The organism is Bradyrhizobium sp. USDA 4369 (assembly GCF_054056435.1).
Map to the genome: position 1 here is coordinate 7,900,429 of NZ_JBSRYH010000001.1, position 24,366 is coordinate 7,924,794.

A 24,366-nucleotide genomic window follows, 5' to 3' on the forward strand; every position below is an offset into this window, starting at 1 on the left:
GGCCAGGCGTCCAGGGCCGGGCTGACGGCACTTCAAAAGCATTGGGCGGGGAAGCCCTCGCTCTATTATGATCTCCGTCGCAGGGCAGGCGTGAGCAGAACCGACCGACGAGGTGCTGAGATGGCTGACGAGTCCGGACTGCCGCCCGAGAGCAAGCTGACCAGCAGCAAGGAACGCTGGGCGCGCGAGGGCAAGTTCCTGACCGGCCGCATCGTGCGGCCCGAGGACCAGCGCCTGCCACCGGGCCAGCATCTGACCCGCGACTGGCCGGTGCTGGACCTCGGCCTGACGCCGTCGGTCACATCAGAGCGTTGGCGGCTCGATGTCTATGGCGCGGTCGAGAATCCGCTGTTCTGGGACTTCACCGCCTTCCTGGCCCAGGAGCAGCGCCAGTTCGTCTCCGACATCCATTGCGTCACGACCTGGTCGCGCTACGACAATCGATGGGAAGGGCTGGCCACGCGCGACCTGCTCGCCGCCTGCCGGCCGCGCGACACGGCCGAGTTCGTCGTGCTGCATTCCTACGACGGCTACACGACCAATCTGACGCTTGCGGATTTCGCTGCCGAAGATGCGCTGCTGGCGCACAGTTGGTCCGGCGCACCGTTGACGCAGGAGCATGGCGGCCCGGTGCGCGTCGTCGTGCCGCATCTGTATTTCTGGAAGAGCGCGAAATGGCTGAAGGCGATCGAATTCCTCGATCACGATGCCCCCGGCTATTGGGAGGTGCGCGGCTATCACAACCGCGGCAATCCCTGGGCCGAGCAGCGCTATTCGGACTGACCGGCTTCGCTCAACGCCAGGCCAACGCAGCCGCAGGTTGGGCAAAGACGCGGAGCGTCGTGCCCACCGTCTTTCGCCGAAAACGCAAAGAGTAGTGGGCACGCTTCGCTTTGCCCAGCCTACGGTCTGCATGGTATCGCTTCAGCGCCGATGCGCGGTGACCGCGATATCAGAACGTGCCAGAGATCAACCATGGAGTTCACCTCAGAGACGGGCAAGATACCGAAAGGCTATGGGTATCTTTTGAAGCCGTCCGTCATCCTCGCCGCACTGACCGCAAGAGATCTCGGCGGCATTCGCATCCACCTTGTTCGCAGCCACGGCAGGCGTCTGTTCGATGCACGATATCGGCCGCCGGACGGCGACATTCCTTATGAGCGTCTCAACATCAAAGTCGGCACTGCGCACGAGCGGGACTTGCCCCCACTTCGCCGACAGGCAAAGGACGAAGCGCTGCCGGCGCTCGTCCGATGGATTTCCGATCTTGTGTCGCAAGACCTGCCGACGGCGATCGGGCACGGTGAACAGGAGATCGAGCTGTTGCCGCCGCGGGAGTGATCATTGCTGCGTCGCGCGATTGATGCTTGCCCAATCGCCGCCCAGAAATATTACCTCTTGTCGATTTCTGAAAATCGTGATTTACTCCCCGCCATCCCGCCTCGTTGCAGAGGGACGGATCGCGATCGTCACGGACGTGGAGCGCGGGATGCGATGGGCGCGACGGGTCGCAGCGTGGTTGTCCATGCGGACGAACGATTCGGTGCGCACGGCGAAATCGTGTGGTCTTGACGCCGCGGCGCTGGCGTCAAGTCGCGGTGCGGATGACGCGCGTCGCGATGACGGGGGCAAGACAGCCGTTCCCCGGAGAGAGCACGTATAAGCCGTTCCAACCATTGCGCAGGGAAGGCCGGGATGTCCTCAGCCGAACCTGTGGTTCTGCCGCCTGCATTTTTTCCGCAGGCGGACCATGGGGGCGGCAGGCTCCCGACCTTCCCTGCGCCCTCTCGATTATGAGAGGCGCGACGATCCGCACAACTCGGGCCGTGCCGGCCGCGAGACTGCGTCATCATATGTGCAGTTGGTGCAGATGCAGCACGGGATGTCGCTGTTGATGTCATCGAGTTATTGCTGAGCCCCTGGATCGCCTCGCTTGCGCTCGCGATGACGGAGTTTGTGGAGCGTTCGCTGCCCGCCACGGCCGTCATTGCGAGCGCAAGCGAAGCAATCCAGGGGCCGCACGAAAGGTGCCGATAGCTTCAGCGCACCGACACATGCAGGCCCGATCTGTTATATGACAATGTGAGACCGTGCGGCGTCAGTGCCGCGCCCGGACGCAACGATGGGGGATCACATCATGCCGACCGAACGTTTCCAATTCGAAGGCGCAGGCGGCGACAGACTGTCCGCCGCGCTCGATCTCCCCGACGGCGTGCCGCGCGCCTATGCGCTGTTCGCGCATTGCTTCTCCTGCGGCAAGGACACGCATGCGGCGCGACGCATCGCGATGGCACTGACGGCGCATGGCATCGCGGTGCTCAGGTTCGACTTCACCGGCCTCGGCTCCAGCGAAGGCGACTTCGCCAATACGACGTTCTCTTCCAACGTCGCCGACCTCGTCCGCGCGGCCGATCATCTGCGCGAGACCAGGCAGGCGCCCACCATCCTGATCGGCCACAGCCTCGGCGGCGCCGCGGTGCTGGCCGCGGCAGGCGACATTCCGGACGCGAAAGCCGTGGTGACGATCGCCGCGCCCTCAGATCCAGCCCATGTCACCGCGATGTTCAAGGACCGTCTCGACGCGATCCGCCGCGACGGCACGGCGGAAGTGTCGCTCGCCGGCCGTCCGTTCCGCATCAGCAGCTCGTTCCTCGACGACATCGCCGAGCAGCGCCTGCTCGACAAGGTCAAGCATCTGCACAAGGCGCTGCTGGTGATGCACTCGCCTGTCGACGACACGGTCGGGATCGACAACGCAACCCACATCTTCGTCGCCGCCAAGCATCCGAAGAGCTTCATCTCGCTCGATCATGCCGATCATCTCATCAGCAGCAAGGCCGACGCCGCCTATATCGCCGAGGTGATCGCAAGCTGGGCCGGCCGCTATGTCGCGCCGGCGGCCGCGGAGCCGGCAGCCAAGGACGGACCCGCGCGACGTGGTGGTGCGCGAGACCCGGTCGAGCAAGCTGCAGCAGAGCATCGCGCTCGGCCCGCATCATCTCACCGCCGACGAGCCGCTCTCGGTCGGCGGCCAGGACTCAGGCCCCGGTCCCTACGACCTGCTGCTCGCCGCGCTCGGCGCCTGCACCTCGATGACGATGCGGCTCTATGCCGATCGCAAAGTCCTGCCGCTCGAGCGCATCACCGTCACTCTGCGTCACAGCAAGATCCATGCGGTGGACTGCGCGGAGTGCGATACCAAGGTCGGGCTGATCGATCAGCTCGAGCGCGAGATCCACCTCGACGGTGCGCTCGATGATGACCAGCGCAAGCGGCTGATGGAGATCGCCGACAAGTGCCCGGTGCACCGGACACTGACATCGGAGATCCGCATCGTCACGCGCGCGACCGAGTGATCAACGTGCGACCCGACTTGATCGAGGTCGCACGTCGAGGGACGTCCACCTCTCCCGAAGGGAGAGGTCGGATTGCATCGCCAGATTCAATCCGGGTGAGGGGTTTCGGTGATCGATCAGCGGAGCCAAGCCCCCTCACCCGGCGCTTCGCGCCGACCTCTTCCCGGTGGAGAGAGGTGAATGAGCGGCCAGCATCTCGTTCAAGCCAAAGGCGTCGAGACCTAAAGCCCCGCCCGCGGCTCGACCTTCAACGGCCGCACGCGCAAGCCGCCGCGCAGGCCCATGGCCGTGCCGATCATGATCCCGGCAATGGCCACGAACGACGGCAGCGCCAGGGTCGACAGTCCCGTGAGGCCCTGCCCCACCGAGCAGCCCAGCGCCATCACGCCACCGATCCCCATCAGCGCTGCGCCGCCGGCCGAGCGCAGCATGTGCTGCGGCGACTGGAAGCCTTCGAGCTTGAAGCGGCGCGTGATGAGCGCCGTCACGAGGCTGCCGGCGAGCACGCCGGCCACGGTCGCGATGCCGAAGTTCACAGTCGAGCCGGTCGACAGCATGACATATTGCAGGCCATCGGCGATCGGCGCGACGAAGGTCAGCGAGGCCACCGGCACCGGGTTGAAATCGTCGGCGCCGAGAGTGCCGGTCGCGAACCAGCCGGCCGCGATCAGCATGCCGACGATGAGACCGGCGAGCATCTGCCCGGGCGCGCGCCGGAACGGCACATGCACGAAGGCAAACACGATCAGCGCGCCACCGAGCACGAGCGCCGGGACGAGTCGCGCCGCCGCGCCATGCAGTCCTCCGCCCGACAGCAGCGCGGGCAGCGACGTCGCCGTCGCGCTGGTCTGCGAACCCTGCAGCAGCGCGATGCGCAGCGGTGCGATCAGACCCTTCAACGTCATCTCGGCCGCGATCGCCAGCACCACGACCACGACGAACGAACGCAGATTGCCGCGGCCGAGCAGCACCAGCGCGCGCGAGCCGCAGCCATTGGCGAGCACCATGCCATAGCCGAACAGCACGCCGCCGGCGAGCATCAGCGGCAGCGAGAAGCTCGGCTGCAGATAAATCGACTTGCCGAGATCGACGACGCCATTGGCCGCGAGCAGCTGGGTGGCGACGAGCGCGATCCCCATCGCCAGCGCATAGGTTCGTACCAGACGACCGTCACCGTCCGCCCACCAGCCACGCAGGCTGCTCATCATGCAGAAGCCGCTGACGAGACCGACGACGCCATAGATCACGCCGATCAGGAGACCGGCGGTCACGGCCAGATTGGCAGCTTCGGGCACGGGTCAAATTCCCTCTGGTTGCGATCGACCGGCGGCGACACGCGGGCACCGCTTTCGCTTGACGCGCACGGAAACTTTGCCACGATGTCGGCCCTAACTAGATGAGAATGCTTGTTCCAACAAGCATCAGCGGGAGAGAACGCCGTGGTTTCACCAGCGCGCCTTTTGACGGGGAAGCCGGCCTTTGGGGACCGGGAGCCGCGGCGATGAGCGACGCGGCGACGCTCTCCCCTGACGCGCTCGCCCGAGCCTGCGCCGACGCGATGTGGCAGGACGATCGCGCCAGCCAGGGGCTTGGCATGCAGATCGTCGACATCGGCCCGGGACGCGCCACCTTGCAGATGACGATCCAGCCGCACATGGTGAACGGCCACGGCATCGCCCATGGCGGCTTCATCTTCACGCTCGCGGATTCCGCCTTCGCTTTCGCCTGCAACTCGCACAATGACCGCACCGTCGCCGCGCAGGGCAGCATCAGCTTCATCCGGCCGGGCAAGCTCGGCGATGTCCTGATGGCACGTGCGAGCGAGGTCTCGCGCAGCGGCCGCTCCGGCATCTACGACGTCCGCGTGACCGCGGGCGACACCGTGATTGCTGAGTTCCGCGGCCATTCGCGCAGCATCGGCGGCACGCTGGTGTCGTCCGGTGGAGCCAACGCGACTTGAGCAGCTTCCTTTCGCCCGCGCCCCTGCCGGAGGATCCGACGCCATGACATCGCCCAAGCTTCAATCGGCCGGCAGCTACGTGCCCGAAATGGACGCCACCGAGCGCGCCTCGCGCGACGAGATCATGGCGCTGCAGACCCAACGCCTCGCCTGGTCGCTGAAGCACGCCTACGACAATGTCGCGCATTACCGCCGCGCCTTCGACACGGCCGGCGTCCATCCGTCGGATTTCCGCGAGCTCGCCGATCTCGCCAGATTTCCGTTCACGGTGAAGACCGACCTGCGCGACAATTATCCGTTCAACATGTTCGCCGTGCCGCGCGAGCAATTGGTGCGGGTGCATGCCTCCTCGGGCACCACCGGCAAGCCGATCGTGGTCGGCTACACCCGAAACGACATCGCGACCTGGTCTGACGTGATGGCGCGCTCGATCCGCGCCGCCGGCGGCCGCAGCGGCATGATCATTCACAACGCCTATGGCTACGGCCTGTTTACCGGCGGTCTTGGCGTCCATTACGGCGCCGAGGAACTCGGCTGCACCGTGGTGCCGATCTCCGGTGGCATGACCGAACGGCAGGTGCAGCTGATCAACGATTTCCGGCCCGACATCATCACGGTGACGCCGAGCTACATGCTGGCGATCCTCGACGAGTTCAAGCGCCAGGGGCTGGATCCCCGGCAGAGCTCGCTGAAGATCGGCATCTTCGGCGCAGAACCGTGGACCAACGCGATGCGCGCCGAGATCGAGGATGCCTTCGCGATGGACGCCACCGACATCTACGGCCTGTCCGAGGTGATCGGCCCTGGCGTGGCGCAGGAATGCCTGGAGACCAAGGACGGCTTGCACATCTGGGAGGACCATTTCTATCCGGAGATCGTCGATCCCGACACCGGCAAGGTGCTGCCCGACGGCGAGATCGGCGAATTGGTGTTCACCTCGCTGACCAAGGAGGCCTTCCCGGTCATCCGCTATCGCACCCGCGATCTGACGCGGCTCCTGCCTGGCACCGCGCGGCCGGGGATGCGCCGGATGGAAAAGGTCACCGGCCGCTCCGACGACATGATCATCCTGCGCGGCGTCAATCTGTTCCCGTCGCAGATCGAGGAGATCCTGCTGACGACCGAATGGTGCGGCGGCCATTTCATGCTGGAGCTCACGCGCGAGGGCCGCATGGACGAGCTGACCATCTACGCGGAGTCCCGCCCCGAACATTGGGACGAAACCGGCCTGGGTGCGCACGCCGAACGCATCTCCATCCACATCAAGAACACGATCGGCGTCACCGCCAAGGTGAAAGTGGTGCCGCCAGATACGCTGGAGCGCTCGGCCGGCAAGGCGAAGCGGATCAAGGACAAGCGGCCGGCGGGGTAGCGGATCGGAGCGCCACGATGCAGACCCTCTCCATGAGCACGCTGCTCATGGTCAATGTGCAACGCCGCACTCGGCGTCAAATCCTCATGGTGAGGAGCGCCGCGCCGATCGGGCCTATGCGAGGCGAAGCCCTCGTACGCGGCGCGTCTCGAACTATGAGGCCAAGGTCGGGGGCCTCGCCCTTCGAGACGTCCGCCTGCGGCGGGCTCCTCAGGGTGAGGGTCAAGAGCGAGGGCAGAGGTCATTTTCGGCGGATGCGAGCGACAAAGGCCGATGTCGAACGATCACTCCTTATTCTGCGCGGCACGCGAAACCGCCTCCCCTCATCCTGAGGAGCCCGCCCAAAGGCGGGCGTCTCGAAGGACGAGGCCCCAACACACGCTCCTCACCTACATATGATCGTAATCCACCACGACCCGCTCCGTCACCGGCCTCGCCTGGCACGTCAGCACGAAGCCCGCCTGCAGCTCCCACGGCTCCAGCGAGTAGTTCAGCTCCATCTCCGCTTTACCCTCGACCAGCTTGGCGCGGCAGGTGGAGCACATGCCGCCTTTGCAGGCGAACGGCAGGTCGACGCCGGCGCGTAGCGCCGCGTCGAGGATGGCTTCGCCCTCGGCAACCGGCACCTCGCGGCGCTTGCCGTCGATGATCAAGGCGGCGACCGCCTTCGGCGGCGCCGTGTCGGGCACAACAGCTTTGGGGCGCGGCTTGCCGCCGGCGCCGGACACGAAGCGCTCGATATGGACGCGGTCGTCGGCGATGCCGAGCGCGCGACACGCCGCCTCGATGTCCTCGCTCATGCCCGACGGACCACAGATGAAGAGGTGGTCGACGCTATCGGCCGGCACCAGCGAGCGCAGCAGCATCCGGACCTTCTCGCCGTCGAGCCGGCCGTGCAGGATCGGCAGATCCTGCTCCTCGCCGGAGATGACGTGGAACAGCGAGAAGCGATCGAGGAAGCGGTCCTTCAGCTCCTCGAGCTGCTCGCGAAACAGCATGCCCGCGGTGGTGCGGTTGCCGTAGAACAGGAAGAAGCGGCTGTGCGGCTCGCGCGCCAGCACGGCCTTGACGATCGAGAGGATCGGCGTGATGCCCGAGCCCGCCGCAAAACCAACATGCGTGCGCGCGGCCTCGGGCTGCAGCGCCACGCCGAAGCGCCCGGTCGGCGTCATCACGTCGATCTCGTCACCGCGCTTCAATTCGTCGGTCACGAAGCTCGAGAACGCGCCGCCATCGACGCGCTTCACCGCGATGCGGATCTCGTTGTCGTCAGGGCCCGAGCAGATGGAATAGGAGCGCCGGACCTCCTCGCCGCCGAGCGTGGTCTTCAATGTGAGATACTGCCCAGGCGCGAATTGGTAGTCCGCCGCCAGCTCATCCGGAATGGCAAAGGTCAGCGACACCGCATCGGGCGCCTCGCGGCGCAGGTCACGGACGGCGAGACGGTGGAAGCGTGGCGTTGTCGACATCGAACCTCACCCAGCGTCATTGCGAAGAGCGCAGCGACGAAGCAATCCAGGGCTGCGCGCACGACCCTGGATTGCTTCGCTGCGCTCGCAATGACGGATATGGCAGCATCAGTGACACTTGAAATAATCGAACGGCTCGCGGCACGATTTGCAGCGCCACAGCGCCTTGCACGAGGTCGAGCCGAACTCCGCGAGCTGCTCGGTGTCGACGGAGCCGCATTGCGGGCATGCCACCTCGGCGACGCCGAACAGCGCGCGCCGGCCGCTTGATGGCTGCGGCGGGGCAATGCCGTAGTCGCGCAGCTTGCGGCGTCCCTCTTCGCTCATCCAATCCGTGGTCCAGGCCGGCGACAGCACGGTCCGCACCCTGGCCGCACGGAAACCGGCGCGATCCAGCGCGAGCTCGATCTCCAGCGCGATCATGTTCATCGCCGGACAGCCGGAATAGGTCGGCGTGATCGCGACCTCGACGCGACCACCGACCAGTTCGACCTCGCGCAGCACGCCGAGATCGTCGATCGTCAGCACCGGGATCTCCGGATCGGCCACCGACGCCGCCGCATCCCAGGCGCGCTGGCGCAGTTCGGCAGGGCTGAGGTCCGCGACTACCATGTCGCACCGGGGAAGCTGCGCTGCATATATTGCAGCTCGCTGAGCAGATGGCCGAGATGCTCGCTGTGACGGCCGTCACGGCCGCCCTGATGCATCCAGTCATTCTCCGGCAGGGTCAGCGCCGCCTCGCGCGCGACATGCGAGACGATCGACAGCCATTCCGGCAGCAGCATCGTCGGATCGATCGCGACACCGGCATCGATCAGGCCGCGCTCAGCATCGTCGGCGCCGAACATCTCACCGGTAAAGGCCCAGAGTTCGTCGACCGCGGCTTGCGCGCGGGCGTGGCTCTCATCGGTGCCGTCGCCAAGCCGGATCACCCATTCGCTGGCATGGCGCAGATGATAGGCGGATTCCTTCTCCGACTTGGCCGCGATCGCCGCCAGGGTCGCATCACGCGAGCCCATCATGCCGCGCCAATAGAGATCGGCGAACGCCGCGTAGAGCAGCTGCCGCACCATCGTGTGCGCGAAGTCGCCATTGGGCCGCTCGACCAGCAGCAGATTGCGGTACTGCCTGACATCCCGGAGGTAAGCGAGCTTGTCCTCGTCATTGCCTCGGCCCTCGACCTTCGCCGCATAGCCATACAGCTCACGCGCCTGGCCGATCAGATCGAGCGCCATGTTGGATAGCGCCATGTCCTCTTCGAGCATCGGGGCGTGGCCACACCATTCGGAGAGACGGTGACCGAGGATCAGCGCGTCGTCAGCCCGGCGCAGCGTGTACAGCACCAGCGGCGTTTCGGAGACGGTGATCGAGGATGCGGTCATGGCTGTAATCCGATCAAGCCCGCCGCAGCCTCAGTCATTGCGAGTGCAGCGAAGCAATCCAGGGATTCATCCGAGCAGGCAGTCTGGATTGCTTCACTGCGCTCGCAATGACGACGGCTGACAGGCGCGCGCAATCACATATGCCCGACGTCCTCAGGCACTTCGTAGAATGTCGGATGGCGATAGATCTTCGATTCCGCCGGCTCGAACATCATGGCCTTGTCGGCAGGATCCGATGCCGTGATCGCGCTCGACGGTACCACCCAGATCGATAGCCCCTCGCCGCGGCGGGTGTAGAGATCGCGCGCGGCCTGCAGCGCCATGGTCGCGTCAGGCGCATGCAGAGAACCGCAATGCTTATGCGCGAGCCCGTTGCGGCTACGGATGAAGACCTCCCACAACGGCGTATTCGGCGTCGCCATCTCGCTCTCCCCTGTCCTATTCGGCGGCGTGCGCCATCTGGCGGCGCGCGCGCTTCTCGGCATAGGCTGCCGCCGCCTCGCGCACCCATGCGCCATCGGCATGCGCTTTGCGGCGTGCGGCCAGCCGGTCGCGGTTGCACGGGCCGTTGCCGGCCAGCACCTGCTTGAACTCGTTCCAGTCGATCGAGCCGTGTCGCCAATGGCCCTGCTCGTCCTGCGTCATCTCGGGATCAGGAATGGCCAGCCCAAGATATTGCGCCTGCGGCACGGTGGCATCGATAAACTTCTGGCGCAGATCGTCATTGGAGAAGCGCTTGATCTTCCATTTGGTCGATGTGTCGCTGTGCTGGCTGGCCTGGTCGGGCGGGCCGAACATCATCAGCACCGGCCACCACCAGCGATCCAGCGCATCCTGTGCCATCGCCTTCTGCTCGGCCGTGCCGCGGCACAAGGTCAGCATGATCTCGTAGCCCTGGCGCTGGTGGAACGACTCTTCCTTGCAGACGCGGATCATCGCGCGGGCATAGGGGCCATAGGAGCAGCGGCACAGCGGAATCTGGTTCATGATCGCGGCGCCGTCGACCAGCCAGCCGATCACGCCGATATCCGCCCAGGTGATCGTCGGGTAGTTGAAGATCGAGGAGTACTTCGCCTTGCCGGCCAGCATCGCGTCGACCAGTTCCTCGCGCGAGGCGCCAAGCGTCTCGGCGGCGGCGTAGAGATACAGCCCATGGCCGCATTCGTCCTGGACCTTGGCGAGCAGCGCCGCCTTGCGGCGCAAGCTCGGCGCGCGCGTGATCCAGTTGCCCTCGGGCAGCATGCCGACGATCTCGGAATGGGCGTGCTGGGAAATCTGCCGGACCAGCGTCTTGCGGTAGGCCGCCGGCATCCAGTCGTTCGGCTCGATGCGCTCCTCGGCATCGATGCGGGCCTGAAAGCGCGAGGCGCGGACGGCGTCCTCGGCGAGGCTGCCCTCCTCGGGCGAATTAAGCGCCTGCGTGTACATGCGGCGGCGTCCTCCCAGGACTTGGTTGTCACCAATATATAACGGAATTTTATTCGTGCAATCGAATTTTGTAATATATTAGGGCGCCTCATCAACGTCGGCGAACCGCCGCAGCAGCGCCGCAGCGGCGGCGGGCAGCGGCCCTGCTTCGTTGATCGCATGCGCATCGAGCCAGCGCTCCGAGCCCGACAGCAGCAGCCGGTAGATCTCGCCACACAGCGCGCGGGCCTGACGGCCCGGCCAGTTCCCCGGCAGCAGTTCCGCCGGCAGCAGCGGATCGCGCAGCACGATCCGGCGATAGTGATGGATCAGCAGGATCCTTGCGGTGAAGGCCTGCCCGTCCGACAGCGCCTCGCCGCGTTCCATGCTGGATTTGAGGGGGGCGAAAGAGGCGCTGAACTTGCGGTAGGCCTCCGCCGTCCGCTCCAGGGCCCAACTCTCCGCCACCAGCCGTCGCGCCATGTCAGAGCCGGCGGAGGCCTGCAGCCGGATCGCGCCTTCCACGACGTCGGGGACGGCGATGCTGGAGGGTGCCACGAAGACCCCGGGCAGCGGGCTGCCGAACCCGGCGTCGCGTAGCACCGTGCGCGCCCGCTCGCGATCGTCGGCACTGCCGAGCAAGAGCAGTTCGAAGCTGCCGTTCCATTCGGCCGGTGGGGAGTCGTAGATGTGCCGGGTGGCGCCGGCAAAGGTCTGCTCGCCGCGCCGGGTCAGGCGGTAGAAGCTGTTGCGGCCGCTCTTGCTGCGCTCGAACCAGCCCTCCGCCGTCAGCCGCGACATCGCCGTGCGCACCACGCTGCCATCGATGGCCAGCCCGTCGAAGAAGGCGAGCAGGCTGCCAAGCCAGACGCTGCCGCCGCGCGGCACGATGGCGTCGCCGAACACGGTGATGATCAGCGAGCCGGTGCGCGACGGCTCGCTCTTGAGCTGGTTGACGATGCGAGACAGCGGCTGCGGCATGGCCTCCGCTTTAGCCGGTTTCGCCTGATCACAAAAGAAAAGGCCCGCGAGAGGCGGGCCTTGGAGGTCGATCGACTGATGCGCCGGAGGCGATCAGGCGGTCTTGTTGTAGGCCTTGGCCATGTTCTGCTGGGCGAGCTTGGCACCCTCGGTGACGAGCTTGCCGACATACTCGCTGGTCGACTTGGCGCGGGCGACGAGCGCCTCGCCGCGGGCACGGGCCAGTTCACCCTGGATCTGAACGGCTTCGCTGAGCGACTTGGCGGACGCCAGCCGATCGATGCCGTCGAAGAACGCTTCGGTGTCCTGGTAGAGCGCCTGCTGGATGTTGCGGCTGATCTTGCCGGCCTCGGTCACGCCGTCGAACACGGCGGTCTCGATCGCCGAGGTCACCTTCTCGGTGCCGGCCAGGGCCTCTGCGGCGCGCTCCTTGGCGGTCGACGCGGTCTTCTTGACGAACTCCCGCGCGGATTCCGGCACTTCCATGGTCTGCAGGTTCTTGAACGCGTCGGTCACCGGCGCAAAGGCATCCTTGACGGTGTCGAACACGGTGTTGGTCTCGCTCATGGCTGTCTCCATCCTCAATGCATCTGAGCTATGGGCTCGCTCCGTCCCTCATGAAACCGGAGTAACTCAACTATACCATCAGAAATGGTGCGTCGCAACATTAATGTTGCAATGCACCATTGCGAAAGGATGAGGGAAGGAGGAGTGCCCGGTCAGCTGCCGGACGGCACGTCATTGCCTGGACGCGCGCCAGGGCCGGCCGGGGCGCCGCCGTGCTTCTTGTTGCGCGACTTGCCGGGCCGCTCCGACGCTCTCGGAACCACCTCGGTTGCTGTGGGCTCGCTTTCGCTTGGCTGCGAGGCCTTCAGCAACGTGTCCAGCGCTGTCCGGATCTCGCGCAACTCCGCTTCGAGCGGTGCCGTGTCAGACGGCCGCGTGGCGTTGAGGAGCTTGTCGAGCAGGCCCCTGATCTCGCCGAGTTGAGGCGTTACATCAACCGTAGGCGCTGGCGGCGCCTTGGACGCGGCAACAAGCCCGTCCAGCAAGGCCTTGATCTCATTGAGTTCCGGCGTGAGGTCGACCGGAGCGTGAGGCTGAACTTTTGATGCGGCGACAAGCGTATCGAGCAAGCCCTTGATCTCATTCAACTGCTGACCAACATCGGCCGCCGGCTGCGGAGCCGCTACGGGCGCCTTTGCTGCCAGGAGTTCCTTCAACAGCGCCCGCGTCTCGGCAAGCTCACTTTCGATCGACGCCAGCCGATCATTCAACGCAGTGAGCTGACCACGGCTCGGCACATTCATGCCGGCGAAGTAGTTTTCCATGAGATCGGCCATAGGCTTCTGTCCGGTTCCAGAACCAGTTGCGGAATCGTCTGAGGATGGATGAGACGTCGTGCCCATCGGTCGCAGCCGTGTGAAGGCCGTGAAGCTCTTCTGCATCTCGCCGACCATCTGTTGCCAGAACGCGATCGGATCGCCGGATTTATTCACCATCGGCACGCTCCTTCAGGCCACACAAAGACTCAGAGTACAACCTATCATAGCACGCCCTCGCTGCGTTGCCGCAGGATCATGCGGCCGCTTCTCTCGATCCGCGGAACCGTGGCATAGAGGGCTCGTTGGCCTTGAAAGAGGGATCACGTGACTGCAACCGCCCATCAGCCGCCGCACATCATCCGCGCCAACGGTATCGACATCTGCTACGAGACCTTCGGCGACCCGGCGGCGCCCCCTCTCCTGCTGATCATGGGACTCGGCGCCCAGATGATCATCTGGTACGACGAGTTCTGCGAACAGCTCGCAAGACGCGGCTTCCGCGTCATCCGATTCGACAACCGCGACATCGGCCAATCGAGCAAGATGCATGGCGGGCGCCGGCTGACGCCGTTCGAGCTGATCAAGCTGCGCTTCTTCAACATCCCGGTCGCGGCGCCCTACAAGCTCATCGACATGGCCAAGGACACGGTCGGCCTGATGGACGCGCTCGACATCAAATCGGCGCATCTGGTCGGCGCCTCGATGGGCGGCATGATCGCGCAGGAGATCGCGCTCAGCTTCCCGCAACGCGTCCGCTCGCTGACCTCGATCATGTCGACGACCGGCAATCCACGGCTTCCGCCGCCGACGCGCGAGGTCGCGATGCTGCTGATGGCGCCGCCGCCGAAAACCAAGGACGAGTACGTCCGACGCTTCCAGAAGACCTGGAAGGTGCTGCGCGCCGGCTCGTTTCCGGAGGACGAGGCCCGCGACGTGGTGCTGGCGGAACGCTGCTTCGCCCGCGGTCCCCATCCGGCCGGTGTCGGCCGCCAGCTCCGCGCGATCCTGGCCTCCGGCAGCCGCAAGCCGCGGCTGCATCAGGTGACGGCGCCCACGCTCGTGATCCACGGCAAGGTCGATCCGCTGGTGCATCATGCCGCCGGCACGGACACCGCGGAGTCGATTCCGAATGCCAAGCTGTTGATGATCGAGAAGATGGGCCACGCCATCCCGACCCCGACCTGGCCGCAGATCATCGACGCCATCGTCGACCACGCCCACGGCGCAAGCGCGCAGGCGGCTTAGGATAAGCGCTCGGTAGGCCGAGCTACAGCGACGCGCTCAGTTGTCGTCCCGGCGAACGCCGGGACCCATACCGCGTGATCTGTGAAATGGGCAGGCGACACGTTCCACCCAACTTAAGACGTTCGGTGGTGATGGATCGCGGATCTGCGCCCGCCGACGTGTTGCGTCGGCAGGCTTGTCCGGGACGACACCGAATGTTTTGCCCGGCCGTCGCCTCTTGCTCCGGCGGTCTCATAGCCCGCGGGTACTCAGCGAGCCGTCCAGTCCCTACCCAAACCTCCGCCGCCGCCATTCGATCAGCTTGGCGCTGACCTCCTCCGGCTGCTCCTGCTGGGTCCAGTGGCCGCTGTCCCGGACGAGATACTTTTCCAGGTCAGGCACCAGTCGCTCCATGCCGTCCGCGGCCGACGGCGGCAGCACGGCATCGTTCTCCGCCATGATCATTAGCGACGGCACGCGGACCGTATGGTCGAGCCCCTCCGAGCGCTGCCAGTTGCGGGTCATGTTCCGATACCAGTTGATGCCGCCGGTGAAGCCGGTGCGCGTGAAGGTCTCGACGAACACCCGCTTCTCCGCCTCCGACAGGATCGGCTGCCGCGTATCCTTGGCGGCATCATAGGCGGCAATCATCTGCGGGAACGCCAGATTGAGCGAGGGCGGCGCGGCGATGCCGCCGGCGGGCGGCTCGGTCGGCGGCGCATCGTGACGCGGCAACGGCTTGCGCATGAAGGCATCGAAGGTCTGCTCGACCCGGTTCGCGAAGATGCGATCCGGCTCACGCGCCGGATCCTGGAACTGCACGATGTACATCATGTCGCCGAAGCGCTTGCGCATGATCGCGATCGGATCGGCCGGCGCGCGCGGCAGATGCGGCGTGTTGATGCCGACCACACCGGCGACGCGGTCCGGGTGCCGCAGCGGCATTTGCCAGACGACGAAGCCGCCCCAATCGTGGCCGACGAAGATCGCCTTATCGATCTTCAGATGATCGAGCAGGCCGACCAGGTCGGCCGTGAGCTGTTCGAGGTCATAGGCCTCGACCGGCTCCGGACGGTCGGTCGCACCATAGCCGCGCTGGTCGGGCGCGATCACGCGTATGCCGGCTTCCGCCAGCGCCCTGATCTGATGCCGCCAGGAAAATGCCAGCTCCGGCCAGCCGTGACAAAGAATCAGGGGCGGCTGATCGGACGCTGGGCCAGCCTCGTAATAGCCCATGCGAATGCTGTTCGTCGTGGCGAATTGCAACGGCGGCATCCAAGCCGAATCGGTCATCGATCCTCCCCTGAGCTGTCATCGCCGGCTTGCCGCCGGTCTCCAGCGCACACATGGTGCAGGCCCCCATGCGCCGATCCAATGGCGTCAATTCTCGACGCGGCGTCCGCTCTTACTCCGAGCTGATGCCGCAAGACCCGAGGCAAGCCGAGGGCTCGCTTCAGGCCGACTTCTTGTCGTTCGAACGGCTGCCGCCGAGCCCCGTCATGGTCAGCATCAGATCCTGGAACCGCTCGGCAAGCCGCGGATCGAAGGTGAACCAGCTCTGCATAATGGCTTCGGGCGTGAGCTTGTCGATGTTGCTCGTCATCTGCTGCTGCAGCCGGTCCATGACGGCGGCCTGCATCGGGCCGAGATCGGGAAGTCCGAAAAACTGCCGGGCCTCGAGCGGCGTACAATCGATCTCGATATTGACTTTCATTTCCGCTCCGCGCTGTTCATGGCTTTCCCCGTCGGCGCTTCGGCCGATTTCCCGCAAAGCGGCAGAACCGGCCCCGGTCGCCAATGGCGAACGGTACCAGTATCACCGCGCTCGCCCCTCTCTAGCAAGCGGCGCTTTGCTGCAGCCGCTCAATTCCTGCGGCATGGTCAATCCGCGGCCCTCCCGGCCTGGGGACCGCATATCCACTCTTGAGTGCGCTGCACGCGGAGGAGCGAGGACTAACCATATCGTTTAGGCTTAAACAAACCGGACTTGTGTGGCGCTGCTGAACTCTGGCAACATGCCGACATCGACGTACCGCGGGTCCGAAGGCGCCGCTCGGCGCAGCCCTTGGAAGCAGTTCTTCCGGTGCGGCATCAGACTTGCAAGCACATCGCCCGGCGTCCTGTTGCTTCTTGAAGTTCGTGCAAGAGGCGCTGCAGAACTCACGAACTTCAAACAACGCAGTCCGGATGTGATCCGTCCTGCCGAGAAAACAAGCGTCAAACGCGGAGAATTTGAACATATGTCGGGACGCAAATCCCTGCTCATTGCGGCGGCCGCCATCCTCGTTGGCCTCGCGGGGCTGCCGGCCTCGGCCCAAACCCTGCGCTATGCCAACCAGGGCACCCTCAAATCGCTCGATCCTTATACTTTCAAGGAATCGACCACGATCGCGCACCACGCCCACGTCTATGAGGGTCTCACCGCCCGCGACAAGGATCTGAAGATCGTTCCGGCGCTGGCCGAGAGCTGGGAAACGCCCGAGCCGACCCGCTGGCGTTTTCACCTGCGCAAGGGCGTCAAGTTCCACAATGGCGAACCCTTCACCGCCGACGACGTCATCTTCTCCGCCGATCGCGTGCGCGCCACCGGCTCCAACTTCCTCTCCAACGTTCCGCCCGACGCCAAGTTCGTCAAGATCGACGACTACACGATCGATGTGAAGCTCGATGCGCCCAATCCCATCCTGATCTCGCAATGGGATACTTGGTACATCATGAGCAAGAAGTGGTGCGAGGAAAACAACTCCGTCGCGCCGACGCCGGTTTCAGCAACTACACCGAGCTACGCGGCGCTGCACGAGAACGGCACCGGTCCCTTCATCATCGAGAGCCATCAGCCCGGTGTGAAGACGGTGTTCAAGGTCAATCCGAACTGGTGGGGCAAGCCGGAGCACAACATCAAGGAGATCGTGTTCACCACCATCTCTTCGGACGCCACCCGGGTCGCGGCGCTGCTGTCCGGCGAGGTCGACATCATCGAGCCGGTGCCGGTGCAGGATATCGGCCGCGTCGATTCGAGTCCCAACGCACAGGTCCTGAAGGGGCCCGAGCTGCGCACGATCTTCCTCGGCATGGACGAGAGCCGCGACGAGCTGCTGTATTCGAACGTCAAGGGCAAGAACCCGTTCAAGGACATCCGGGTCCGCGAGGCCTTCTACAAGGCGATCGACGTCGAGCTGATCAAGACCCGCGTCATGCGCGGCCTGTCGACGCCGTCGGCGCTGATGATCGCGCCGCAGCTTTATGCGCTGTCGAAGGACTTCACCCGGCCGAAATATGATCCGGACGCCGCCAAGAAGCTCCTGACCGAGGCCGGCTATCCCGACGGCTTCGAGGTCGCCATGGACTGCCCGAACGACCGCTACGTGAACGACGCCGCCATCTGCCAGGCGGTGGTCGGCATGCTGGCCCGCATCGGCGTCAAGGTGAACCTGAACGCCCAGCCGAAGGCGCAGTATTTCGCCAAGGTGCTGAAGCCCGGCGGCTACAATACGTCGTTCTTCCTGCTCGGCTGGACGCCGTCGTCGATGGACGCGCACAACGTGATGCACGACATCATGGGCTGCCGTGACGATGCCAAGGATCCGACCCGGGGCGAAGCCAATCTCGGCAATTACTGCAACAAGGAGTTCGACGCGCTCACCGACAAGGTCCTGGTCGAGACCGACGCCGCCAAGCGCGATCAGCTGATCAAGCAGGCGTTCGAGATCGGCATCAAGGACTACGGCTACATTCCGCTGCACCAGCAGGCGGTGGCCTGGGGCGTCTCGAAAAAGGTCAAGATCCCGCTGCGCGCCGACAACGCCGTGCTGATGTTCTGGGCCACCAAGACCGAGTAGTTCGCCAGACGACCACGAGTCCCGGAAAGCAGAACCGCTTTTCGGGACTTTTCATTTCTCTCGGCAGGTGCTACCCGCCGCGCGATTGAGGGACTGAAAGGACCAGATGCTCGCCTTCACGCTTCGCCGAGCAATTCAGGCCATCGGCGTCATGATCGCCGTCGGGATCATCGCGTTCGCCATGTTCCGCTTCGCCGGCGACCCGGTCAGCCAGATCGTGCCGATCGACGCCTCCGCCGCGGAGCGCGCCCGCGTCCGTGAATCGCTGGGCCTGGACGATCCTTTCATCGTGCAGTTCGGCCACTATCTGTTCGACGCCGCGCAATTCAAGTTCGGCGTGTCCTATCAGTTCCGGCAGCCGGTCTCCGATCTGCTCAAGGAGCGCATGCCGGCGACCCTGGAGCTCGCGATCTGCGCGACCATCCTCGCGCTGTTCTTCGGGATCATCATGGGCGTGTTCTCGGCGCTGCGCCGCGACTCGCTGATGGCCAAGCTGTTCCAGATGGTGTCGCTGATCGGCATTTCGCTACCGACCTTCCTGATCGGTATCCTGCTGATCTACCTGTTCTCGGTCACGCTCGGCTGGCTGCCCTCGTTCGGCCGCGGCGACGTCGTGAAGCTCGGCTGGTGGACGACGGGCCTGCTCACCGCCTCCGGATGGAAAGCGCTGATCATGCCCTCGATCACGCTCGGCCTGTTCCAGATGACACTCATCATGCGGCTGGTCCGCGCCGAAATGCTCGAGGTGCTGCGCACCGATTATATCCGCTTCGCCCGCGCCCGCGGGCTGACCACCCGCGCCATCCATTTCGGCCACGCTCTGCGCAACACGCTGGTTCCGGTCATCACCGTGGTCGGCCTGCAATTCGGCTCGGTGATCGCGTTCTCGATCATCACCGAGCAGGTGTTCCAATGGCCGGGCATGGGCCTGTTGTTCGTGCAGGCGGTGCAGAATGTCGATATCCCGATCATGGCGGCGTACCTGATGATGGTGTCGCTGATCTTCGTCACCATCAATCTCGTGGTTGATATCCTCTACACCGTGGTCGATCCGCGCCTGCGCGCGACCATCAGCCGCCCGGCCTGATCATGAGCGACGCCGCCCTTCCCCACCCCGCGCCCGTCCAGGCCCCCCACACCGTCAAGAATGGCTGGCTCAAACGCGCGCTCGCCAGCGACCTGTTCTATTCGTTCCGGCGGTCGAAGCTGACGGTGGTCGCGGCCGTGATCACGCTCATCTTCTTCCTGCTCGCTGTCTTTGCGCCCGTGCTGTCGCCGCAGAATCCGTTCGACCCGGCGCAGTTGCAGCTGTTGAACTCGCGCATCTCGCCGCTGTGGACCGCCGACGGACAGAGCCCGTTCTTGCTTGGCACCGACGAGCAGGGCCGCGATGTGCTTTCTGCCATCCTCTACGGCCTGCGGATCTCGCTGATCGTCGGCATTCTTGGCGTGGTGTTCTCCGGCGCGCTCGGCATCGCGCTTGGCCTGATCGCCGGCTATTTCGGCGGTCGCGTCGACACCGTGATCATGCGCATCGCCGACGTGCAGCTCACCTTCCCGCCGATCCTGATCGCGCTCCTGGTCAACGGCATCGCCAAATCGGTGTCCGGCAATCATCTGGAATGGTTGAGCATGCTGGCCGTCCTGGTGCTGGCGATCGGCCTGTCGTTCTGGGTGCAATATGCACGCACGGTGCGCAGCTCCGTCATGGTCGAGAAGAACAAGGACTATGTCGCCGCCGCGCAACTGATCGGCCTGCCCGCGCCGGTCATCATGCTGCGTCACGTGCTGCCCAATACCACCGGCCCCGTACTCGTCATCGCGACCATCAATCTGGCACTTGCGATCATCACCGAGGCGACCTTGTCGTTCCTCGGCTCCGGCATGCCGGAAACGATGCCCTCGCTCGGAACCCTGATCCGGATCGGCAACAACTACCTGTTCGCCGGCGAATGGTGGATCGTCGCCTTTCCCGGCCTCGCGCTGGCCGGGCTGATCCTCGCCATCAACCTGCTCGGCGACTGGCTGCGCGACGCCCTCAACCCGAAACTGCGATGATCCCGTTCATGCGTATGAAGGTCTGACCTCATGACCGCCCCCGTTCTGTCCGTGCGCAATCTGCAGGTCGAGTTCGAAACCCGGCGCGGCACGCTGCGCGCGATCGACAGCGTCTCCTACGACATCGCCAAGGGCGAGGTGCTCGGCGTGGTCGGCGAATCCGGCGCCGGCAAATCCGTCACCGGCCTCGCCGTGATCGGCCTGATCGATCCGCCAGGCCGCATCTCGGGCGGCGAGATCCTGCTGTCCGGCCTGCGCATCGACAACCTCCCGCCGGAGGAGATGCGGAAGGTGCGCGGCAAGCGCATCGGCATGATCTTCCAGGATCCGCTGACCTCGCTCAATCCGCTGTATCGGGTCGGCGACCAGATCATCGAGACCATCAAGACCCACACCAACCTCACCGACCAGCAGGCGCGCAAGCGCGCCATCGACCTGCTCGCCGAGGTCGGAATCCCCGCCCCTGAGAAGCGCATCGACGGCTATCCGCACGAATTCTCCGGCGGCATGCGCCAGCGCGTCGTGATCGCGCTCGCGCTGTGCGCCGAGCCGGAACTGATCATCGCCGACGAGCCGACCACCGCGCTCGACGTCTCCGTGCAGGCGCAGATCATTTCGCTGATCAAGCGGCTCGGCCGCGACCACGGCACCGCCGTGATGCTGGTGACCCACGACATGGGCGTGATCGCCGAGACCTGCGACCGCGTCGCCGTGATGTATGCCGGCCGCGTCGCCGAGATCGGCCCGGTGCAGGAGGTCATCAAGAACCCGCTGCACCCCTACGCCAAGGGCCTGATGGGTGCGATCCCGACGCTCGCGGGCGAGGACAAGCGCCTGGTGCAGATCCCGGGCGCGATGCCGCGGCTGTCTGCGATCCCACAGGGATGCTCGTTCAACCCGCGCTGCAGCTCCGCCTTCGACCGCTGCCGAATCGACCGGCCGGAGCCGCTGCGCCAGGGCACGCAGGCAGTCGCCTGCCATCTGTACGATCGCGCGACGGAGACCGCGGCATGAGCGATTTCGTCGAGGTCAAGAATCTGCGCCGGGTGTTCGATGTCTCGAAACCCTGGCTGAACCGGGTGATCGAGCGTCAGCCGCAGGAGTTTCTCAAGGCGGTCGACGGCGTCAGCTTCGGCATCCGGAAGGGCGAGACGTTTGCCCTGGTCGGCGAGTCCGGCTCCGGCAAGACCACGGTCGCGCGCATGGTGGTCGGGCTGCTGGCGCCGACCTCCGGCGAGGTCATCATCGACGGCGTGTCGATGAGCGAAGCGCGCCAGGCCCAGGTGCGGCGCAAGCTGCGCCGCCGCATCCAGATGGTGTTCCAGGATCCCTATGCGAGCCTCAATCCGCGCTTCCGCGTCGACAGCATCATCGCCGAGCCGATCCGCGCCTTCAACGTCATCGAGGGCGAGCGCCAGATCAAGGATCGCGTCGGCGAGCTCCTGACCCTGGTCGGCCTGCATCCGGATGACGGGCAGAAATTCCCGCACGAATTCTCCGGCGGCCAGCGCCAGCGCATCGCCATCGCGCGGGCCCTCGCCTCGGAGGCCGACTTCATCGTCTGCGACGAGCCGACCTCGGCGCTCGACGTGTCCGTGCAGGCGCAGATTCTCAATCTGATGCGCGATCTGCAGGACAAGTTCGGCCTGACCTATCTGTTCATCAGCCACAATCTCGCGGTCGTGCGCCACATGGCGAGCCGCATTGGCGTGATGTATCTCGGCCGCATCGTCGAGATCGCGGAAGGACGCACGCTCTTCAACGACCCGCGCATGCCCTACACCAAGATGCTGCTCGGGGCGGTCCCGGATTTGTCGATGTCCGGCCGCCAGCGCATTCCGGTCAAGGGCGAGATTCCGAACCCGATCAATCCGCCTTCGGGCTGCACCTTCAACCCGCGTTGTCCGATGGCGTTCGATCTTTGCCGTCAACAGGCCCCGGAGCTGATCGGCGGCGTAGCCTGCCATGTGGTGAACCAGCCGGCTGAGACAGCCGTTGTGACGGCATCAGTTGCGTGACGCGTCGGGACGTAAATGAAGTCGTCATTGCGAGTAGCGAAGCGACGAAGCAATCCAGAGGCGCAACGGAGCCCTGGATTGCTTCGCGGAGCCTGTCATCCAGCCGCGCTTCGCGCGGACCGGGTGGCTCGCAATGACGGCGACTAATAGGACCGATCAAAGGGCGCCATGAGCTTCATCAATCCCGATCCCTTCACGACCCGCCCCGAGATCGACGGCACCTTCGGCGTCGTCACCTCCACGCATTGGCTCGCCACTGCGGTCGGCATGGCGATGCTGGAGCGCGGCGGCAATGCCTTCGACGCCGGCGTTGCGGCGGCCTTCACCCTGCAGGTCGTCGAGCCGCATCTCAACGGCCCCGGCGGCGACGTGCCGATCATCCTGCACGACGTGAAGCGCGGACGCACCGAGGTGATCTGCGGTCAGGGCCCGGCGCCAGCAGGCGCCACCATCGCGCATTACAAGCGCGAGGGGCTCGACATGGTGCCTGGCACCGGGCTGCTGGCGGCCTGCGTGCCCGGCACCTTCGAGTCCTGGATGCTGCTCTTGCGCGACTACGGCACGATGCGGCTGCGCGACGTGCTGGAGCCGGCGATCTCCTATGCCCGCGATGGCTATCCGCTGGTCGAGCGCATCTCGGCGACGATCCAGACCGTCGAGCAGCTGTTCAAGACGCATTGGCCGACTTCAGCGACACTCTATCTGCCCAATGGCGGGGTACCGAAGCCGGGCACGCTGTTCACCAATCCGCAGCTCGCCGAGACCTATGCGCGCATCCTCAGCGAAGGCGAGAGCGCGGGCGGTGACCGCGACGCGCAGATCGAGCGGGCGCGCAAGGCATGGTCGCAGGGCTTCGTCGCCGAGGCGATCGACCGCTTCTGCCGGACACAGGAGGTCATGGACGTCTCGGGTTCGCGCCACAAGGGCGTGCTGACCGCCGACGACATGGCGCGCTGGCAGCCGACCATCGAGGCGCCGCTGGCCTATGAGTACGGCCGCTACTCCGTTTGCAAGGCCGGCGTCTGGAGCCAGGGCCCGGTGCTGCTGCAGCAGCTCGCGCTGCTCAAGGGCTTCGCGCTCGACGGTCTCGACCCGACCGGCCCCGATTTCATCCATTGGCAGATCGAAGCCGCCAAGCTGGCGTTTGCCGATCGCGAGGCGTTCTACGGCGATCCGAACTTCGCCGACATCCCGATCCAGACGCTGCTGTCGGATGCGTACAACGACGAGCGGCGCAAGCTGATCACCGACAAGGCGTCGCTGGAGCTTCGTCCCGGCAGGCTCGATGGCTACGGCGCCAAGGTGCAACTGCGCGAGGCGCAGGGCCATCGCGAGGCCGTCGGTGCAATGGGCTCGGGCGAGCCCACCGTGGGCCGCTTCGGCGAGGTGCGCGGCGACACCGTGCATTTCGACATCATTGACCGCGACGGCAACATGATTTCGGCGACCCCGTCCGGCGGCTGGCTGCAATCCTCGCCCGTGATCCCTGAGCTCGGCTTCTGCCTCGGCACGCGCGCGCAGATGTTCTGGCTCGAGGAGGATCATCCGGCCGCGCTGGTCCCGGGCAAGCGGCCACGCACCACGTTGTCGCCGACCATGGCGCTGCGCGACGGCGAGCCTTACGTGGCCTGGGGCTCGCCCGGCGGCGACCAGCAGGACCAGTGGAACACGCAGTTCTTCCTGCGCCACGTCCATGCCGGCATGAACCTACAGGAAGCGATCGACGCGCCGGCCTGGCACTCCGAGCATTTCCCGATCTCGTTCTGGCCGCGCACCGCGCGGCCCGGCGTGCTCGTGGTCGAGAACCGCGTCCCCAAGACGACCGTCGAGGAGCTGCGCCGCCGCGGCCATGTCGTCGAGGTCGGGCCGGACTGGTCGGAGGGCCGCCTCACCGCGGCCTCTCGTGTCGGCCGACGCCGCCGCGCCGCCGCCAATCCGCGCGGCATGCAGGGTTACGCCGCCGGACGATGACAGC

22 protein-coding genes and 1 pseudogene are annotated in these 24,366 nt (G+C 65.4%); 12 read left to right on the plus strand and 11 right to left on the minus strand.

Going from position 1 to position 24,366, the window contains the following annotated elements:
• Positions 1-120: 120 nt before the first annotated feature.
• The 3 genes and pseudogenes from ACVIJ6_RS35825 (at position 121) to ACVIJ6_RS35835 (ending at position 3,356) form a co-directional block, all read left to right on the plus strand.
• Positions 121-783 carry a sulfite oxidase-like oxidoreductase gene (locus tag ACVIJ6_RS35825; protein ID WP_456776601.1) on the plus strand — a complete coding sequence of 221 codons (663 nt, stop codon included), beginning with the start codon at positions 121-123 and terminating at the stop codon, positions 781-783.
• Between the two features lie 192 nt (positions 784-975).
• The gene (locus tag ACVIJ6_RS35830; RefSeq protein ID WP_456776602.1) at positions 976-1,341 is read left to right on the plus strand and encodes a hypothetical protein; all 366 of its coding nucleotides are present in this window, start codon (positions 976-978) and stop codon (positions 1,339-1,341) included.
• A gap of 796 nt (positions 1,342-2,137) precedes the next feature.
• Positions 2,138-3,356 (plus strand): annotated as a pseudogene (locus ACVIJ6_RS35835) (bifunctional alpha/beta hydrolase/OsmC family protein).
• A 221-nt stretch (positions 3,357-3,577) separates the two neighbouring features.
• Here the strand turns inward: ACVIJ6_RS35835 and ACVIJ6_RS35840 are convergent.
• Positions 3,578-4,651 carry a YeeE/YedE family protein gene (locus ACVIJ6_RS35840; protein WP_456776603.1) on the minus strand — a complete coding sequence of 358 codons (1,074 nt, stop codon included), beginning with the start codon at positions 4,649-4,651 and terminating at the stop codon, positions 3,578-3,580.
• 206 nt (positions 4,652-4,857) lie between these two features.
• Between ACVIJ6_RS35840 and paaI the strand changes: the two genes are divergently transcribed.
• Positions 4,858-5,316, plus strand: a complete 459-nt coding sequence (paaI, locus tag ACVIJ6_RS35845) for a hydroxyphenylacetyl-CoA thioesterase PaaI (protein WP_456776604.1) — start codon at positions 4,858-4,860, stop codon at positions 5,314-5,316.
• Between the two features lie 43 nt (positions 5,317-5,359).
• The gene (gene paaK, locus ACVIJ6_RS35850) at positions 5,360-6,688 is read left to right on the plus strand and encodes a phenylacetate--CoA ligase PaaK (RefSeq protein WP_456776605.1); all 1,329 of its coding nucleotides are present in this window, start codon (positions 5,360-5,362) and stop codon (positions 6,686-6,688) included.
• A 389-nt stretch (positions 6,689-7,077) separates the two neighbouring features.
• Here the strand turns inward: paaK and paaE are convergent, their stop codons facing one another.
• The 8 genes from paaE to ACVIJ6_RS35890 form a co-directional block, all read right to left on the minus strand.
• Complete coding sequence (paaE, locus tag ACVIJ6_RS35855) at positions 7,078-8,157, minus strand: 1,2-phenylacetyl-CoA epoxidase subunit PaaE (protein WP_456776606.1); 1,080 nt, start codon at positions 8,155-8,157, stop codon at positions 7,078-7,080.
• A 108-nt stretch (positions 8,158-8,265) separates the two neighbouring features.
• Positions 8,266-8,769 carry a 1,2-phenylacetyl-CoA epoxidase subunit PaaD gene (paaD, locus tag ACVIJ6_RS35860; RefSeq protein WP_456776607.1) on the minus strand — a complete coding sequence of 168 codons (504 nt, stop codon included), beginning with the start codon at positions 8,767-8,769 and terminating at the stop codon, positions 8,266-8,268.
• Positions 8,763-9,539: a 1,2-phenylacetyl-CoA epoxidase subunit PaaC gene (gene paaC / locus ACVIJ6_RS35865; protein WP_456776608.1), complete on the minus strand. Its 777-nt coding sequence runs from the start codon at positions 9,537-9,539 to the stop codon at positions 8,763-8,765. Before paaC ends, paaD begins: the two co-directional genes overlap by 7 nt.
• Before the next feature lie 134 nt (positions 9,540-9,673).
• Positions 9,674-9,961: a 1,2-phenylacetyl-CoA epoxidase subunit PaaB gene (gene paaB / locus ACVIJ6_RS35870; RefSeq protein WP_456776609.1), complete on the minus strand. Its 288-nt coding sequence runs from the start codon at positions 9,959-9,961 to the stop codon at positions 9,674-9,676.
• Positions 9,962-9,977: 16 nt separating this feature from the next.
• A complete protein-coding gene (gene paaA, locus ACVIJ6_RS35875; RefSeq protein ID WP_456776610.1) occupies positions 9,978-10,967 on the minus strand; it encodes a 1,2-phenylacetyl-CoA epoxidase subunit PaaA in 990 nt (329 codons plus the stop codon).
• Positions 10,968-11,045: 78 nt separating this feature from the next.
• Positions 11,046-11,927 carry a phenylacetic acid degradation operon negative regulatory protein PaaX gene (gene paaX / locus ACVIJ6_RS35880; RefSeq protein ID WP_456776611.1) on the minus strand — a complete coding sequence of 294 codons (882 nt, stop codon included), beginning with the start codon at positions 11,925-11,927 and terminating at the stop codon, positions 11,046-11,048.
• 93 nt (positions 11,928-12,020) lie between these two features.
• The gene (locus ACVIJ6_RS35885) at positions 12,021-12,494 is read right to left on the minus strand and encodes a phasin (protein WP_456776612.1); all 474 of its coding nucleotides are present in this window, start codon (positions 12,492-12,494) and stop codon (positions 12,021-12,023) included.
• A gap of 152 nt (positions 12,495-12,646) precedes the next feature.
• Positions 12,647-13,429 carry a hypothetical protein gene (locus tag ACVIJ6_RS35890; protein ID WP_456776613.1) on the minus strand — a complete coding sequence of 261 codons (783 nt, stop codon included), beginning with the start codon at positions 13,427-13,429 and terminating at the stop codon, positions 12,647-12,649.
• 147 nt (positions 13,430-13,576) lie between these two features.
• Here ACVIJ6_RS35890 and ACVIJ6_RS35895 point away from each other — a divergent pair, with 147 nt between their 5' ends.
• The gene (locus ACVIJ6_RS35895) at positions 13,577-14,497 is read left to right on the plus strand and encodes an alpha/beta fold hydrolase (protein ID WP_456776614.1); all 921 of its coding nucleotides are present in this window, start codon (positions 13,577-13,579) and stop codon (positions 14,495-14,497) included.
• Positions 14,498-14,764: 267 nt separating this feature from the next.
• On the opposite strand, the gene ACVIJ6_RS35900 is transcribed toward ACVIJ6_RS35895, so the two are convergent.
• Together ACVIJ6_RS35900 and ACVIJ6_RS35905 are read right to left on the minus strand one after the other, a co-directional pair.
• On the minus strand, positions 14,765-15,769 hold the full coding sequence (locus tag ACVIJ6_RS35900; RefSeq protein WP_456776615.1) for an alpha/beta fold hydrolase: 1,005 nt from the start codon (positions 15,767-15,769) through the stop codon (positions 14,765-14,767).
• A gap of 160 nt (positions 15,770-15,929) precedes the next feature.
• Positions 15,930-16,190 (minus strand): DUF6489 family protein, encoded by a 261-nt coding sequence (locus tag ACVIJ6_RS35905; RefSeq protein WP_012043007.1) that lies wholly within the window; start codon positions 16,188-16,190, stop codon positions 15,930-15,932.
• A gap of 526 nt (positions 16,191-16,716) precedes the next feature.
• On the opposite strand from ACVIJ6_RS35905, the gene ACVIJ6_RS35910 reads away from it, so the two are divergent.
• From ACVIJ6_RS35910 to ACVIJ6_RS35935, 6 genes are all read left to right on the plus strand, one after another.
• Positions 16,717-18,315 carry an ABC transporter substrate-binding protein gene (locus ACVIJ6_RS35910; protein WP_456776616.1) on the plus strand — a complete coding sequence of 533 codons (1,599 nt, stop codon included), beginning with the start codon at positions 16,717-16,719 and terminating at the stop codon, positions 18,313-18,315.
• A 106-nt stretch (positions 18,316-18,421) separates the two neighbouring features.
• A complete protein-coding gene (locus ACVIJ6_RS35915) occupies positions 18,422-19,402 on the plus strand; it encodes an ABC transporter permease (protein WP_456776617.1) in 981 nt (326 codons plus the stop codon).
• Positions 19,403-19,404: 2 nt separating this feature from the next.
• On the plus strand, positions 19,405-20,373 hold the full coding sequence (locus ACVIJ6_RS35920; RefSeq protein ID WP_456776618.1) for an ABC transporter permease: 969 nt from the start codon (positions 19,405-19,407) through the stop codon (positions 20,371-20,373).
• 30 nt (positions 20,374-20,403) lie between these two features.
• Positions 20,404-21,387, plus strand: coding sequence for an ABC transporter ATP-binding protein (locus ACVIJ6_RS35925; protein WP_456776619.1), 984 nt, complete (start codon positions 20,404-20,406; stop codon positions 21,385-21,387).
• The gene (locus ACVIJ6_RS35930) at positions 21,384-22,391 is read left to right on the plus strand and encodes an ABC transporter ATP-binding protein (protein WP_456776620.1); all 1,008 of its coding nucleotides are present in this window, start codon (positions 21,384-21,386) and stop codon (positions 22,389-22,391) included. The genes ACVIJ6_RS35925 and ACVIJ6_RS35930 overlap by 4 nt, the downstream gene beginning before the upstream one ends.
• A 168-nt stretch (positions 22,392-22,559) precedes the next feature.
• Positions 22,560-24,362: a gamma-glutamyltransferase family protein gene (locus tag ACVIJ6_RS35935; protein WP_456776621.1), complete on the plus strand. Its 1,803-nt coding sequence runs from the start codon at positions 22,560-22,562 to the stop codon at positions 24,360-24,362.
• Positions 24,363-24,366: the final 4 nt, after the last annotated feature.